Raw genomic sequence first — 15,982 nt, 5'->3', positions numbered from 1 at the left:
ATAACTCTTTACCATGCTGTTCAAAAAACACTCACGAAAGATCAACACGCCCTAACTTTGCATCAACAGTCGCAAACTTTAATGTAACGATGTAATTTTTCCGTAACAATAAGATGTCATGATTGTCCTATCTCATCAATTATTCCCAATTGATGAACCTAATCTGGATATTTCATGACTTTAAACCGCCTTAATTGGGTCGGTGTGAGTCTGGCGATTACGTTGTTTATTCTGTTTTGAGTATCTTACGCTATGCCTCACTGACCACCTTAATGATAACGCTATGCCTTCCCTGTTGAGATAACCACTCTATCAACATAGAAGCATAGCGTTTTTCTATTTTGGCTCTTTTTATTTGAGATAACCAAGTTAGATCTTGAAGTTACCAGCATCTCCCCCCATATTTGCAACGTACCCACAAAACACACCTCAAGGAACGTAAATGCAATCTTCGCATATTGTTGAACTTAATGAGCAGAACTTTCGTCAAGTATTAGAAACCTCAATGCAGACGCCTGTACTCATCCACTTTTGGGCACCAATGAGCCAAGAAAGTGCTCAGGTGATCCCTGAACTGCAAACATTAACTCAGCAATACAACGGCGCTTTTACTTTAGCTCTGTTGAATTGTGAACAAGAGCAGGCAATTGCTAGCCAATTTGGCGTACAAGCACTCCCTACTATTGCACTGTTTGTTAACGGTCAGCCTGTTGATGGTTTGGGTGGCCCACAAAGCATAGAAGCGATTGTTGAAATGTTAGGAAAACACCTTCCTAGCCAAGACGAGCTCGCACTGCGTCAGGCTCTCGAGCAAATGCAAGCAGGCGAGCACGCACAAGCGCTCGCAGCAATGCAACAATTGCCAATAGATCTGACGAGCAAAGGCGAGGTAAAACTGGCAATCGCAGAATGTTTACTAGAAACGCAACAGTTTGATCTAGCTGAAATTCAGCTAGCCACCATTCCTCTAGAGTACCAAGATAATTACTATAAAGGCTTAGTCGCAAAGCTTGAGCTTCACAAGCAAGCAGCAGACAGCCCTGAAATACAAGCATTAGAAACCGCTCTTCAGCAAGACCCATATGACGCAAAGACAGCATCTGAATTAGCATTGCAATATCACCAAGTGAATCGCAACGAAGAAGCGATGGAACTGTTGTGGTCTTTCCTTGCAAAAGATCTAAATGCTTGCAATGGCGATATGAAAAAAGAGTTCATGGATATCTTAAGTGCGCTTGGACAAGGTAACCCAGTTGCCAGTAAGTACCGCCGACAGCTGTACTCTCTGCTCTACTAACTAAACCCTAAAAGTACTAAAGATAAGCATCGTATATCTCATCGAAAATTGACAATTCAATCAATTAGTTTATCGAATAATAGAATGTAAAATGGGCCATAAAATCAATATTTTATGGCCCATTTCTCATTTATAAATTTGCTCAGAATTTAAATATGAGCCAGTATCAATACTGAACTATCAAAAACTTAAACTTGCAAAGGATTTCGTATGGCTATTGATACATTGATTACTATCGGCGTCTTTACTGCCGTCGCAATATTGTTTATTTTCGCCGGAGTAAAAACGGTTCCGCAAGGCAATAACTGGACCGTAGAACGCTTCGGCCGTTATACACAAACCCTCCAACCAGGTCTGAACCTGATCATTCCATTTATCGATAAAATCGGACAACGCATCAGTATGATGGAACGTGTTCTCGACATCCCGGCACAAGAAGTCATCTCCAAAGATAATGCAAATGTGGTTATTGATGCGGTGTGTTTCGTTCAAGTGATCGACGCGCCTAAAGCGGCTTATGAGGTGAATGATCTTGAGCACGCGATTCGTAATTTAACTCTCACCAATATCCGTACTGTACTGGGCTCGATGGAACTGGATGAAATGCTCAGCCAGCGAGACATGATTAACACCAAATTATTGAATATCGTTGATGAAGCGACAAACCCTTGGGGTGTCAAAGTTACACGTATCGAAATCAAAGACGTACAGCCACCAGCAGACCTTACCGCTGCGATGAATGCTCAGATGAAAGCCGAGCGTAACAAACGTGCAGATATCCTAGAGGCAGAGGGTGTACGACAAGCTGAGATATTGAAAGCAGAAGGTCACAAGCAATCAGAAATCTTAAAAGCAGAAGGCCAAAAGCAAGCCGCGATACTTCAAGCTGAAGCTCGTGAACGGGCTGCCGAAGCTGAGGCTAAAGCGACAGAAATGGTATCAACGGCGATTGCTCAAGGTGACATGCAAGCAGTCAATTACTTTATTGCACAAGGTTACACTGACGCACTGAAGTCTATTGGCCAAGCAGAAAACGGTAAGATCATCATGCTACCGCTCGAAGCGACTGGACTAATGGGTTCTGTTGCGGGTATTGCAGAGATGTTTGCACATAAGAATGACAAGGGTAGTAAGGACTAACTTATGGTCGAATTACTCGAACAAGTAAACTACTGGCATTGGTTAGCGTTCGGTCTAGCATTGTTAGCGCTTGAGCTAATTGGAACCGCTGGTTACTTTTTATGGATAGGCATATCTGCCATGCTGGTCGGGGTCCTATTAGGCGCACTACCAATCGGTTGGCAGATGCAATGGCTATCCTTTGCGAGCTTCTCGCTTATCACCACTTGGCTGTGGTGGAGAAGACAGCTATCTAGTGACAAGCAATCTGACTCTACTCGAGACCTTAATCAGCGAGAGAAGCAACTGATTGGAAGAAAGACTCGCCTCTTAGAGCCGGTACAAAAAGGTAACTGCAGGATAAAGCTAGGGGATAGCTCATGGTCTGCGATGAGTACACATGATATTGATGCGGGAGAGGAAGTCGTGATTACTGCTGTCGATGGCATTGTTCTCACGATAAGCCCTACTAAACAATAATCAAGAAAACCCTCCTTCAAAGCCATAAGTAACCAACTTATGGCTTTTTCTCTACAAGTGAATCGATAATTGGGCAATGGCTATTTGAGTCACCAGGGCATTGTTCAACCCACTCCTTCAATGTCTTCTGAATGATCAATAAGTCTTCAATTTTTTTATTCACTTCTTCCAATTTACTTAGCGCTTTCGCTTTAACATCGGCACTTTCGCGACATGGGTTGTCGGCTAATTCAACAAGCGCACGACACTCATCAAGCGAAAAACCAGCGCTTCTCGCTTTCGCTACGATTCCGAGCTCCTTGATCTGTTTCTCACCATAAGACCGATAACCATTTTCAGAACGTAACGGGGCAGATATCACCCCTTTGTCTTCATACAAACGAATAGACTTAGGTGATAACTGCGTGAGGCTTGCAACTTCGCTTATGTTCATAATATTACTCAAGTAAATATCGCTTAAAAACTATTTAGAAACCTAAGACTATTATTCAAACATCTAGGAATGCTAACTACCGAAACAAAAACATTGAAGCAATATAATGTTCGAAAATAAAGTCTGCTGTTTATGGCTATTTTACATCAAATGATGAGAGTAGCTTAGATTTTCCAACAAACCCAAACACCAACTATCAACAAGTTACTGATTGAAATAGCAAAATAGGCATTGGTTATTTTTCATAGGAAATTTTTTGATTTTTTTGATTTTTGAGAAATACCTCACATACTAATGAATATCTCTTGTTTGAAGAGATTTTTAGTGAGGTGTCATTATGAAATGTTATCTAGCATTAATTTTTAGCTTAGTTTTAAGCTTCTCTGTATCCGCCCAAAATGTAGGAAGCACTGCATCTGGACCGATCATAAAATGTGACTTAGGAAGTAGTGTTGTAGAATATATGCCTATCGTTATATGCAAGCATAGTAATGGTAAGGTTCTACACTAACAAAAAAGGAGCCTAGGCTCCTTTCCTTTAAAACTCGATTAATTGTTTGATTATCGTTTTACGTTCTTCTTTGGAAGCTTTGTTAAACCAATATTCGAACATTTCAATCTCTTTGACATTATCACCTAAAGAATCAACAACACCATTTCGATTTGCTACAGACCAGTTAATAACAGAGTCTCTTTGTTCTGTTGGAATTTGTTCAAACCAATATTTTGACATCTCTTGAGCTTGGCTTACCGGCTCTTGTTGAAGCGCGGGAACTGCAACTACAGGTGCGGCTGCGACTACAGGTGCTGCTACCATCACTGGTTTAGCTGTTGCGTTTTTATCACCCGTATTTACGATTGCTTCGATGTAGCCAGCAGGAATAGAAAACGAAATGCTGTTCGCATTTGAAACCTGGACATCAAAAATTAGATCTTTAAAAGGTGCTTCGTTGAAGATTTCATTAGATACAGGAAATTTCACATACTGTGTTTGAGTACATATATCGCTGCATGTTTCAGCTGAAGCCGCATAAGGTTTTAATGGCACTTTACCTTCAGAACCTTGAACTAAGACAGAGCGATACTCGTTGTAATTTTTAAAGTACTGAAGCTCCATCGTTATGTATGAATCAGGTACCGTTACAGTACTGTTTGGGGTAACGTAATTTAGCTCTAAAGACGAGTTAACTAGCTGACCTTGTCTAACTTCAAGCACATCAGGAGACAACGACTCACCAACGACGATTTGGTAATTTTGCTTACTCTCTATTCTTTTAACGGAATCTGTAAAATCACTATTAGAATCTAATGTTGTACATCCAATTAAGAATAAAGGAATCGATGCTAAAACTATTTTTTTCATATTAACAACCTCGAGGGTTTCCCCATAATATTATTCGATGCCTTTTCTTTCTTAGGCTGGGCCAGAAATGAATATGCGCCGACTAACAAGTCAGCGCATCTCTTTACTTAAAGCATGGGTTCGATTAGAAGCCGTACTCTAAACCAATACGTGTAACGAACGTATCTGTTTGTGCGCCATCAGATTTGATATCGCGTTGAGCTAGACGGATGTAAGGAACAAAACCGTTATGAACGTACATTAGCTGACCTGAGATTACGCTATCTTCATCAGCGTTTTTAACACCGTCAGTTTCAGACTCTAGGTTAGCCGCGTAACCTAGCTTGAAGCCCCAAGGGCCGTTCCAGTATTGACCAATTACAGAGTATGAAGCCTGTTCAGACTTAGCACCGCCTTGAACATCTGACTCACCCGCTTTGTAGGCTGCAGAAATACCGAAACCTGCAGGAAGTGATGCCTCAAAACCAATCAAGTAACCGAATGTATCAGCAAGCTCTTGAGCAGTTGCAGCAGACTGGAAGTTACTACCAACGGCTACAGTATTACCGCCTTTGTCTTTACAGCCAGCAGCTGTCTCACAAATACCCCAAGCTGAAGCGCCTGCGGCTTTTGTTTCACGATCTGATTCAGATTCAACTGCAGCGTGGAAAGTAACCGTATCAGCTAAACGGTAGTGAGCCGCCGCGCCGTAGAAGTAGTTATCTTTAACACTAGAGTCACCACGACCTGTTGCTAGGTTGAATGTAAAACCATTCAAGTCAGCAGAGTCGTATCGAGCCATATCACCATGACGGTCACGGTTATATTTAACATCACCGCCCCAGTCCCATACTGCGCCCAAACCTGGGTTAGCATAAGGCCAGTCAATTACTTCATACATTGGCGTTAGCATACGACCAAAACGTACTTTACCCCAGTCACCTTGCAGGCCTAGGAACGTATCACGGTTACCTAGTGTTGCACCGTCACCGTTTTCACCAACGTAGCCAGATTCAATTTGCATGAATACGTTCACGTTATCGAACATGTCTTTACTTGCACGGAAACCAATACGAGATTCATTCTCGTAATCGTATCCCGTACCTGTATCAGTTTTTACGCCGTTTTTAGTTTTTTCTGAATCGTAGTTAACAACAGAGATTGCTGCTACACCGTAAGCCTGAACGTTAAAATCTGAGATAACACCAACTTGAGAAGATTCAGATGCGAATGCACCACTTGAAATCATCGCAACTGCAGCACCAAGTAAAGTACGTTTGAAAATTTTGTTTTCCATGGAATAAAACTCCTAAAAATGGATATAGCTGTTTGAATATTTCCCGCCTAAAGTTGGCCGCCGTAGAGAGAAATACCTTTTCTTGTTTGAGAATCCTGAAACACCGAATTCTCGATTTCCTTTCTGGTTATACACAATGTGCATCCATGCCAATAAGACTAACTTCACCCCAAAAAAGATCAATGAGAACTTAATTTTCATCTAAAAAAATATGAGTTGGTGCAAATTTATCATGTACTTAGTGATCCAGATCTACTAATTGAAAAAACCGAGGGACCAAAGAGTAAAAACATTAAAAAACAAAAACTTACTAACAAAGCAGCCTCTTAAAAATTGATATCACTCGCATTTAGTAAACAACTATAACAACATTTCATTAATGTTGAGCGTCATCACTGTCCTGATTTCATAGTTCGTATAGGAACAAATTTCTCAACAATTAAAAAGTGATTACTTTTATATCAGAAACGAAAAAGGCACTCCCTTGAAAGGAGTGCCTTTGAGCTTTTTTTATCTGTATTTACTTACGAAATAAGGGCTATTAGATCTTCTTCTGTTCTTATTTCGATACCTAAATCTTGTGCTTTAGTCAGTTTAGAACCAGCGGCTTCACCAGCAAATAAGATATCCGTTTTCTTAGACACGCTACCGGTTACTTTTGCACCTAAAGCTTGCAAAGCAGCTTTCGCTTCGCTGCGACCTAATTTAGAAAGTGAGCCAGTCAACACAACTACTTTGCCTTCTAACGGTAGCTCTTGATCATCCGCAACAGCTTCAATTGCAGGCCAGTTAACTCCAAGCTCGATAAGTTGGTCGACTACTGCTCTGTTTTTCTCTTGTGAGAAGAAGCTCGTGAGGTGACTTGCTACGATGTCACCAATATCTGACACTTCAACCAACTGCTCATGAGTTGCAGCTTGAACCAACTCTAGCGTTTTAAAGTGCTGAGCTAAGTTCATAGCCGTCGCTTCACCGACTTCTCGAATTCCTAAAGAATAAAGGAAGCGTGCCAATGTCGTGTCTTTCGCTTTGTTAAGCGCACTCACTACATTCTGTGCCGATTTAGGTCCCATACGATCAAGAACCGTAATCACGCCCGCGCTCAACTTAAACAGGTCCGCTGGCGTTTCGACCATTTCGCGATCCACAAGCTGTTCTATCACCTTTACGCCAAGGCCATCGACATCCAGCGCCTTTCTAGACACAAAGTGCTTAAGTGCCTCTTTACGCTGCGCCTGACACACTAAACCGCCAGTACAACGCGCTACAGCTTCGCCCTCTACGCGCTCCACTGCAGAATTACATACAGGGCAGGCGTCCGGGAACACAATGTCTTTAGCCGTCTCAGGACGACGATCTTGTACAACAGCTACAATTTGTGGAATGACGTCACCAGCACGGCGGATAATCACGCTATCTCCGACCTTCACACCTAAACGAGCGATCTCATCAGCATTGTGCAGCGTTGCATTACTCACCGTCACGCCGCCAACAAAAATAGGTTCAAGCTTAGCAACCGGCGTAATAGCGCCTGTACGACCGACCTGAAACTCAACATCATTGAGCAGAGTAATTTCTTCTTGAGCTGGGAACTTATAAGCAATCGCCCAGCGAGGTGCGCGTGCAACAAAACCTAGAGTTTCTTGTGCGGCAATGTCATCAACCTTAATCACCACCCCATCAATTTCATAAGCCAAGGTGTCACGACGAGTCATGATATCTTGGTAATAGGCTTTTACATCTTCAAGAGAACTTAGCTGCTTTGTCTCTGGGCACATAGGCAAGCCCCAAGCTTTCAGCTGCAGGAATCGTTGATAGTGGCTATTTGAAAGCTCAGCGCCTTGTACAACACCGACACTGTATGCGTAGAAAGCCAAGGGGCGTTTTGCTGTAATACGAGAATCAAGCTGACGTAAGCTACCTGCGGCGGCATTACGTGGATTCACAAAGACCTTCTCGCCCTTCTTCAATGCCATCTCATTCAATTTGTCGAAGCCCGCTTTTGGCATAAACACTTCGCCACGTACTTCAATACGTTCCGGCCAACCTTCACCTTGTAACTTAAGCGGAATCGAGCTGATCGTACGCACGTTTTCGGTAATATTTTCGCCAGTCGCACCATCACCACGCGTCGCTGCCTGTACTAAGGTGCCTTTTACATAGAGTAGGCTCACCGCTAAACCATCAAGCTTAGGTTCACAACAGAAGGTCTTTAGGTTCGCAGTTGGCGCTCGATCAGACATGCGCTTATTGAACGCATCTAAATCGTCATCAGAGAAAGCATTATCTAAAGAAAGCATCGGGATCTCATGGGTCACTTGAGTGAAGCCGTCTAGAGGCTGACCGCCGACACGCTGACTCGGCGAATCTACCGTCACAAGTTCTGGGTTCTCTTCTTCGATCTTTAGCAGTTGTTGCATCAATCGATCGTACTCGACATCAGGGATCTCAGGGCTATCTTCTACGTAATAACGAACGGCATGATAGTGCAGAGTTTCTCTTAACTGCTCTAAGGTAACTTGAATCGATTCTTTCATATCATTCTCTGTCGTGATTGAAATATCAAAAAGGGCTCCCTTAGGAGCCCTTTTCTATAAATATAGATTATTTACAAGGCTAAACAATACGGCTAGGCGTTAGCTGCCGTCATAAAGTCTCGGATTTGCTTACGGTAATCAGACAAACGGTTTGGCGTCATTAAGTTACGTGACTCATCCAATACGTTTCCGCCCATATCGTCGGCAATTTTCTGTGCAGCACTCAGCATCACATTGAAGTTTTGATCAGCTTGACCATAACAAGGCAGCGTCATAAAGAACGAAATACCTTTGGTGGTAAAGTCAGCAGGATCGTCATGCTCTAGTGTTCCTGGCTGCATCATATTTGCTACGCTGAAAATAACTTTTGGCTCATCGCTCGCTTGTGCAAAGCAGTGGTAGATCGACATTTCACCATAAGCTAGGCCGTTGTTCTCCATGCTACGGAAAAGCTCAGTACCCACAAATGGGGTCTCCCCGGCGCAGTGAACATTAAGAACAATGACTTCAAGGCCAAGATCTTCATCTGAATGAACTTTTTCATCTAACTTACTTTCGTCAGCTAAATTAACTTCGTCACCCAACTGAGCTTCTTCTGCTAAGTTAGCATCTTTATCTAACTTAGTTTCTTCAACCGAAGTAACACTTTGTGCAGCAACCACTTCTTTCCCAATAAATGGTTCGCTTGGCGTTAAGCCTTCGCTAGAAAGCAGTGGATCAGCGACCACATCAGAGGCTTCTTCAAACGAACCGTACTGCTCTTTAAAGCCTGCGTGATTTTGTTTTTGCTCGTCAGTCAATTCAAAGTTAGGAACTTCAGGTTCAACAACCTTCTCTTCCTCAACCTGTTCAAGCTCACCTTTAACTTCGATCGGGTCTTCAACACTGAAAGAAGGAAGATCATTCAATTCTATTTCGTCTTCGTGAGCTTCTTTTTGCTGTGGCGCTGACAATGGATCTGAGTCAATCAGCGGATCAGTTGCAGACGGTGAGACAGCAAAATCCGGTTCTTTACGCTCTTTTCGGATTATCTCAAAATCATCCTCAGGAGCGAATGAACGGTTTGGGATCGTTTCAGCTTCATCTAAGCTGTCGTTATCAAGCTTACCAAGCGGCTTATCTCCAAACTTTGCTTTCCCTTCTTTCTTACTCGTCCATAGACCATGGAACAATAATGCGGCGATAGCTAATGCGCCAACAATAATGAGTACAAATCGCAATTCCTGCATTTTTCGCTCTCAGCTTTCTTAGTCAACTAGCTATAAACACGCTGTCACTAAGTTAGGTTAATTTGGCTAATCTCACTACTCTATCAAAAGTAGCCACTGTTTTAGAACCACTTAATACAATTAGTTCATTACTTGGTGTGATTTTCACCACGCTTTTTTTCTTAATTTCGGTCGAGTACACTAGAGATGTTTGCTATTTAACCAAATTCACATGTGACCCAATTTAAATATGACTATTGAATCTGTTCCTCGCTCTGGCTTTGGCTATTTTATTTTCGGAATAAAAATTGCCTTATCGCCGAGTATCCGTAAGTTTGTACTGCTTCCTCTTATCGCTAACGTGTTACTTGTGGGCGGTGCTTTATTTTATATTTTCTCCAACTTAAACACTTGGATTGAAGGCTGGATTGGTGCATTGCCAAGTTTCTTGTCGTGGTTGTCATATATCCTATGGCCACTACTTGTGTTAACCGTTTTGGCCACGTTTTCGTATTTCTTCAGTACACTCGCTAACTTTATTGCCGCACCTTTCAACGGATTACTCGCGGAAAAAGTCGAAGAACTGCTGAGTGGTAAAAAAGTCAATGATGATGGTTTACTGGATGTGCTTAAAGACACCCCTCGTATTTTAGCAAGAGAATGGCGCAAGCTTGTCTATATCCTGCCAAAAGCGATCGGTTTGTTCCTACTTTTGTTAATTCCAGCGCTAGGACAAACTGTTGCACCGTTTTTATGGTTCATTTTCACTGCATGGATGTTAGCTATTCAGTACGCTGACTACCCATTCGACAACCATAAAATCAAGTTCGATGACATGAGAAATAATTTGAAACAAAAGCAAGGTAAGAGCTACAGCTTCGGCGCACTTGTTTCCGTGTTTACTACCATTCCAGTTTTAAACCTGATTGTGATGCCAGTTGCCGTCTGCGGCGCTACTGCAATGTGGGTTGCAGAGTTTAAAGACCAAGCCCTACGCTCTCGTCTATAGCTATCGCCTATAGTTCTACAGCCTGCTCTAACAACGCCTATCTTTTTGAAGTTCTGATTTCAATAAAGATAGGCGTGAATCCTGCGACATCTCTATATGATATAACTTTTTAATCCTTTTACCTTTTTTTCAACTTGTTTAATCTAAATTCAAGCTAAACAAACATCGAAAGACACTAGACGGTAAATTGGTAGATATACTACGTTTAGTTCTGTCATTAAATGAAGGAATATCGCATGAGCAAGATCTACGAAGACAACACCCTAACGATTGGTAACACACCTCTAGTCCGCCTAAACAAAGTAAGCAAAGGTAACGTCCTAGCTAAGATCGAAGCTCGTAACCCAAGCTTCAGCGTTAAGTGTCGTATCGGTTCAAACATGATCTGGGAAGCAGAAAAAGCAGGTACGCTTAAGCCAGGTATCGAGCTTGTTGAGCCTACCAGTGGTAATACAGGTGTTGCTCTTGCATTTGTTGCTGCAGCGCGCGGTTACAAGCTAACACTAACAATGCCTGAATCAATGAGCCTAGAACGTCGTAAGCTGCTTAAAGCTCTTGGCGCAAACCTAGTGCTAACTGAAGCACCAAAAGGTATGAACGGCGCGATTGCTAAAGCTGAAGAGATTGTTGCTTCAGACCCAGACAAGTATCTACTACTGCAACAATTCAACAACCCAGCGAACCCACAAATTCACGAGCAGACAACTGGCCCGGAAATTTGGGAAGCAACAGATGGTGAGATCGACGTGTTTGTAGCCGGTGTAGGTACAGGTGGCACTATCACTGGAACAAGTCGTTACATTAAAGGTGAAAAAGGCAAAGCCATCACTTCTGTAGCCGTTGAACCAGCAGAATCTCCAGTGATTGCGCAGGCACTTGCAGGTGAAGAAATCAAACCAGCACCACACAAAATCCAAGGTATTGGCGCAGGTTTCATTCCTGGCAACCTAGATTTAGACATTATTGACCGTGTAGAGTCAGTAACTTCTGAAGAAGCAATTGAGATGGCTCAACGCCTAATGAAAGAAGAAGGTATCCTAGCGGGCATCTCATCTGGTGCAGCAGTAGTAGCAGCAAACAGAATTTCGGAACTACCTGAATTTGCAGGAAAAACTATCGTTACTGTACTACCAAGCTCGGGCGAGCGTTACCTTAGTACGGCCCTATTTGCTGGTATCTTTACGGAAAAAGAGAACCAACAATAATATGTGGTCAAATCAATTTTTCGTCCAAAAAAGCCCCATTTAGGGGCTTTTTTGTTGATCCCTGCCTCACCTTTGGTAATATCGGGTCTGTTTTATTTTTCGCTTCAAAATAAAAGAAGCAATAAACAAATTCTGAAAGTCATGAGTACTCAACAAAAGACGACCATGGCTGGATAAAAATTTATAACCAGTCTAAGTTCTAACACGAACATGGCGTACTAGCCTCTAGCGCATTTGAGCTAAAGCAGTTAAGCTAAATCTGGTTACAAACTTACAAAAAATAAATTAATTGGGGTATATAAAATGTACGAGAAGCAAGTAGAAATCACAGCAGAAAACGGTCTTCACACTCGTCCAGCTGCACAGTTTGTTAAAGAAGCAAAATCTTTCGACGCTGACATCACAGTGACTTCTAACGGCAAAAGCGCTAGCGCGAAAAGCCTGTTCAAACTACAAACTTTAGGCCTGGTAAAAGGTACTAACGTTACTATTTCAGCTGAAGGCCCTCAAGCTCAGCAAGCTGTAGACCACCTAGTTGCTCTTATGGATCAACTACACTAATACGGTCTCCTTCTTTCAAAGCCATTTTGCACAGCAAAGTGGCTTTGTTCGAAATAGATAGCAATTCGAAATAGATAGCAATAAGCGCGACATTAGTCGACGACTTAAAGTCACACATTCTCCCGTTTACAGTTGAACAACTAAGGTAAGGCTATGATTTCAGGCATCCTAGCATCTCCTGGTATTGCTTTCGGTAAAGCACTACTACTTCAAGAAGATGAAATTGTCCTAAACACTCAATCTATCTCAGACGATCAAGTTGAAGCAGAAGTTCAGCGTTTTTTTGACGCTCGTAACAAATCTTCTCAACAACTTGAAGTTGTAAAGCAAAAAGCACTTGAAACTTTTGGCGAAGAAAAAGAAGCAATCTTTGAAGGCCACATCATGCTGCTTGAAGATGAAGAGCTAGAAGAAGAGATTTTAGCACTCATCAAGAAAGACAAAATGCACGCAGACAACGCGATCTACACAGTGATCGAAGAGCAAGCTGTTGCACTTGAGTCGCTTGATGATGAGTACCTAAAAGAACGTGCGACTGATATCCGTGATATCGGTACTCGCTTCGTTAAAAATGCACTAGGCATCAACATTGTATCTCTAGCAGATATCAATGAAGAAGTTATCCTAGTTGCTTACGATTTAACGCCATCTGAAACGGCACAAATCAACCTAGACTACGTTCTTGGTTTTGCTTGTGACATCGGCGGTCGTACATCTCATACTTCAATCATGGCACGTTCACTTGAGCTTCCAGCTATCGTTGGTACTAACGATATTACTAAGCAAGTTAAAAACGGCGACATGCTTGTGCTAGACGCGATGAACAACAAGATCATCATCAACCCTTCTGACGCTGAATTAGCAGAAGCTAAGAAAATCAAATCTGATTTTGAAGCAGAAGCAGTTGAACTAGCAAAACTAAAAGATTTACATGCTGAAACTCTAGACGGTCACCGTGTAGAAGTTTGTGGCAACATCGGTACAGTAAAAGACTGTGACGGTATTCTGCGTAACGGCGGTGAAGGCGTTGGTCTGTACCGTACTGAATTCCTATTCATGGACCGTACTGCACTTCCTACTGAAGAAGAGCAATACGTTGCTTACAAAGAAGTAGCGGAAGCAATGGAAGGCGAGTCAGTGATTATCCGTACTATGGATATCGGTGGCGATAAAGACCTACCATACATGGACCTTCCACAAGAGATGAACCCTTTCCTAGGCTGGCGTGCAGTACGTATCAGCTTGGATCGTCGTGAAATTCTACGTGACCAACTACGTGGTATCCTACGTGCATCTGCACACGGTAAACTACGCATCATGTTCCCAATGATCATTTCTGTTGAAGAGATCCGTGAACTGAAAAAAGCAATCGAAGAGTACAAAGTTGAACTTCGCGCTGAAGGCCTAGCTTTCGATGAAGAAATCGAAATCGGCGTAATGGTTGAGACTCCAGCAGCCGCTGCAATCGCACACCACCTAGCGAAAGAAGTATCTTTCTTCTCTATCGGTACTAACGACCTAACGCAATATACACTTGCGGTAGACCGTGGTAACGAAATGATTTCTCACCTATACAACCCACTATCTCCAGCGGTTCTTCTTGTTATCAAGCAAGTAATCGATGCTTCTCACAAAGAAGGTAAATGGACAGGTATGTGTGGCGAACTAGCAGGTGATGAGCGTGCAACTCTACTTCTTCTTGGTATGGGTCTAGATGAGTTCTCTATGAGCGGTATCTCTATCCCTAAAGTTAAGAAAGTAATCCGTAACTCTAACTTCGCTGAAGTTAAAGCTATGGCTGACGAAGCACTATCTCTACCTACAGCTGCAGAAATTGAAGCTTGTGTAGAAAAGTTCATCGCTGAGAAAACTCAGTAATCACCAAGAGCTTAATGAAGTTAGACGGCTAAAAATAGTCGTCTAATTTGTTAGATTGGTATAGTATATTCTACAGAATAAAACTAAACGTTAGGAGCATGACACAATGGGTCTGTTTGACAAACTGAAAAAGCTTGTATCTGATGACAGCGCTGATGCTGGTGCAATCGAAATCATCGCACCTCTTTCTGGTGAAATCGTAAACATCGAAGACGTGCCAGATGTAGTTTTCGCTGAAAAAATCGTTGGTGATGGCATTGCTATCAAACCAGCTGGCGATAAAATGGTAGCTCCAGTTAACGGTACTATCGGTAAAATCTTCGAAACAAACCACGCATTCTCTATCGAGTCTGACGACGGTATTGAGCTTTTCGTTCACTTCGGTATCGATACTGTTGAACTTAAAGGCGAAGGCTTCACTCGTGTAGCTGAAGAAGGTCAATCTGTTAAAGCTGGTGACACTATCATCACTTTCGACCTTGCGCTTCTAGAAGAGAAAGCAAAATCTACGCTTACTCCAGTTGTTATCTCTAACATGGACGAAATCAAGGAGCTGAACAAGCTTTCTGGTTCTGTAACTGTTGGCGAAACTCCAGTTCTTAAAGTAACTAAGTAATCCCGATTACTTATCTGCTTTAATTAAAACGCTACCTAAGGGTGGCGTTTTTTGTGCCTGCTATATTTGTCGAGTTCCTTAACCGACGGTTCTGACTGCCGCTCTTCACCTCATTGTAGACAGCCCCTCAATAAGCCACAGCAATACCAATCCTTAATTGCCAATAACCGGCCTACTTTGTTATTAAACCAAGTTAAACGCCATCCTAGGCGCTGAACCTGCATGTTAGATCACGCGGTATGACTTCAAGCAGACAACAGCTCTCTGATATCTCGCTCAGCTCGATTTTGAGATGACGAATGTTGACCACATTGCTTATTCCTGGTTATTCACCTATGTGAAAGGCAGTTGGCGCTATCTCGTTTATTATCTTTCGACCACAACAAGAGCCTAATGTCTAATCCGAATCAAGTCTCCATCAAAAGCAGATTCCTGATACCTCGTTCTGCTCGGTTCTGGAATGACGAGAGGCTGCTTCAATGCAATAGATGATGGAAGATCATTTCCCGATCCCGTCATTCTCTACAGCGAGAGACGAGCGTGATAGGGAATCGCGCTTTTGCTCCTTTCAGCATTACGCCACTTTTCCAAATATACCTTCGCTAAATAACAGGCAATAAAAAACCCAGCCGAAGCTGGGTCTGTTAAGCGCTCATCTCTCACCACGAGCTAATTTGTGGAAGCCTAACGTTGACGCTTGTGATCAACAACGCTTAAAGTCAACGTGGCCTTTCAACCGATTAACCTAGTAGGCTAAGTGCTGAGTTTGGAGCTTGTTTCGCTTGCGCAAGAATTGAACTTGAAGCCTGTGAAAGAATCTGAGACTTAGTCATATTAGTCGTTTCTTTCGCGAAATCGGTATCTTTGATACGACTCTTAGATGCATTAACGTTCTCGTTGATGTTATCTAAGTTGTTAATTGCGTGGTCAAAACGGTTTTGGAATGCACCAAGCTCAGAACGGTGGCTATCTACATATTTAAGTGCCGCATCGATAACAG

14 protein-coding genes are annotated in these 15,982 nt (G+C 42.5%); 8 read left to right on the top strand and 6 right to left on the bottom strand.

Annotated elements, in window-relative coordinates; all coding sequences use genetic code 11:
• Positions 1 to 442: 442 nt before the first annotated feature.
• The 3 genes from AB6C75_RS20830 (at position 443) to AB6C75_RS20820 (ending at position 2,896) form a co-directional block, all read left to right on the top strand.
• Entirely contained in the window at positions 443 to 1,297 is an 855-nt protein-coding gene (locus AB6C75_RS20830) for a co-chaperone YbbN (RefSeq protein ID WP_372109040.1), read from the top strand.
• A 210-nt stretch (positions 1,298 to 1,507) separates the two neighbouring features.
• On the top strand, positions 1,508 to 2,437 hold the full coding sequence (locus AB6C75_RS20825) for an SPFH domain-containing protein (RefSeq protein WP_009847354.1): 930 nt from the start codon (positions 1,508 to 1,510) through the stop codon (positions 2,435 to 2,437).
• A 3-nt stretch (positions 2,438 to 2,440) separates the two neighbouring features.
• The gene (locus AB6C75_RS20820) at positions 2,441 to 2,896 is read left to right on the top strand and encodes an NfeD family protein (RefSeq protein ID WP_372109038.1); all 456 of its coding nucleotides are present in this window, start codon (positions 2,441 to 2,443) and stop codon (positions 2,894 to 2,896) included.
• Positions 2,897 to 2,933: 37 nt separating this feature from the next.
• Here the strand turns inward: AB6C75_RS20820 and cueR are convergent, their stop codons facing one another.
• From cueR to zipA, 5 genes are all read right to left on the bottom strand, one after another.
• Entirely contained in the window at positions 2,934 to 3,329 is a 396-nt protein-coding gene (cueR, locus tag AB6C75_RS20815; RefSeq protein ID WP_009847356.1) for a Cu(I)-responsive transcriptional regulator, read from the bottom strand.
• Positions 3,330 to 3,867: 538 nt separating this feature from the next.
• Positions 3,868 to 4,692, bottom strand: a complete 825-nt coding sequence (locus AB6C75_RS20810; protein WP_372109036.1) for a DUF2057 domain-containing protein — start codon at positions 4,690 to 4,692, stop codon at positions 3,868 to 3,870.
• Positions 4,693 to 4,816: 124 nt separating this feature from the next.
• A complete protein-coding gene (locus AB6C75_RS20805) occupies positions 4,817 to 5,968 on the bottom strand; it encodes a porin (protein ID WP_102250403.1) in 1,152 nt (383 codons plus the stop codon).
• A 524-nt stretch (positions 5,969 to 6,492) separates the two neighbouring features.
• The gene (gene ligA, locus AB6C75_RS20800) at positions 6,493 to 8,505 is read right to left on the bottom strand and encodes an NAD-dependent DNA ligase LigA (RefSeq protein WP_102250404.1); all 2,013 of its coding nucleotides are present in this window, start codon (positions 8,503 to 8,505) and stop codon (positions 6,493 to 6,495) included.
• Between the two features lie 92 nt (positions 8,506 to 8,597).
• Positions 8,598 to 9,734 (bottom strand): cell division protein ZipA, encoded by a 1,137-nt coding sequence (gene zipA / locus AB6C75_RS20795; RefSeq protein WP_372109033.1) that lies wholly within the window; start codon positions 9,732 to 9,734, stop codon positions 8,598 to 8,600.
• 229 nt (positions 9,735 to 9,963) lie between these two features.
• Between zipA and cysZ the strand changes: the two genes are divergently transcribed.
• From cysZ to crr, 5 genes are all read left to right on the top strand, one after another.
• Positions 9,964 to 10,722, top strand: a complete 759-nt coding sequence (gene cysZ / locus AB6C75_RS20790) for a sulfate transporter CysZ (RefSeq protein WP_012604561.1) — start codon at positions 9,964 to 9,966, stop codon at positions 10,720 to 10,722.
• Positions 10,723 to 10,958: 236 nt separating this feature from the next.
• Entirely contained in the window at positions 10,959 to 11,927 is a 969-nt protein-coding gene (cysK, locus tag AB6C75_RS20785) for a cysteine synthase A (protein ID WP_012604562.1), read from the top strand.
• A gap of 303 nt (positions 11,928 to 12,230) precedes the next feature.
• Complete coding sequence (locus tag AB6C75_RS20780) at positions 12,231 to 12,488, top strand: HPr family phosphocarrier protein (RefSeq protein ID WP_004734263.1); 258 nt, start codon at positions 12,231 to 12,233, stop codon at positions 12,486 to 12,488.
• A gap of 153 nt (positions 12,489 to 12,641) precedes the next feature.
• A complete protein-coding gene (ptsI, locus tag AB6C75_RS20775; RefSeq protein ID WP_009847363.1) occupies positions 12,642 to 14,366 on the top strand; it encodes a phosphoenolpyruvate-protein phosphotransferase PtsI in 1,725 nt (574 codons plus the stop codon).
• 106 nt (positions 14,367 to 14,472) lie between these two features.
• A complete protein-coding gene (crr, locus tag AB6C75_RS20770) occupies positions 14,473 to 14,982 on the top strand; it encodes a PTS glucose transporter subunit IIA (RefSeq protein WP_009847364.1) in 510 nt (169 codons plus the stop codon).
• Between the two features lie 740 nt (positions 14,983 to 15,722).
• Here the strand turns inward: crr and AB6C75_RS20765 are convergent.
• The coding region (locus AB6C75_RS20765; protein WP_372109030.1) for a flagellin at positions 15,723 to 15,982 on the bottom strand (260 nt) is incomplete at its 5' end.

The sequence above is a fragment of the Vibrio sp. 10N.237.312.B06 genome (assembly GCF_041464685.1).
Taxonomy (GTDB): Bacteria; Pseudomonadota; Gammaproteobacteria; order Enterobacterales; family Vibrionaceae; genus Vibrio; species Vibrio tasmaniensis_A.
This window is presented reverse-complemented; position numbering and strand designations above follow the sequence as displayed.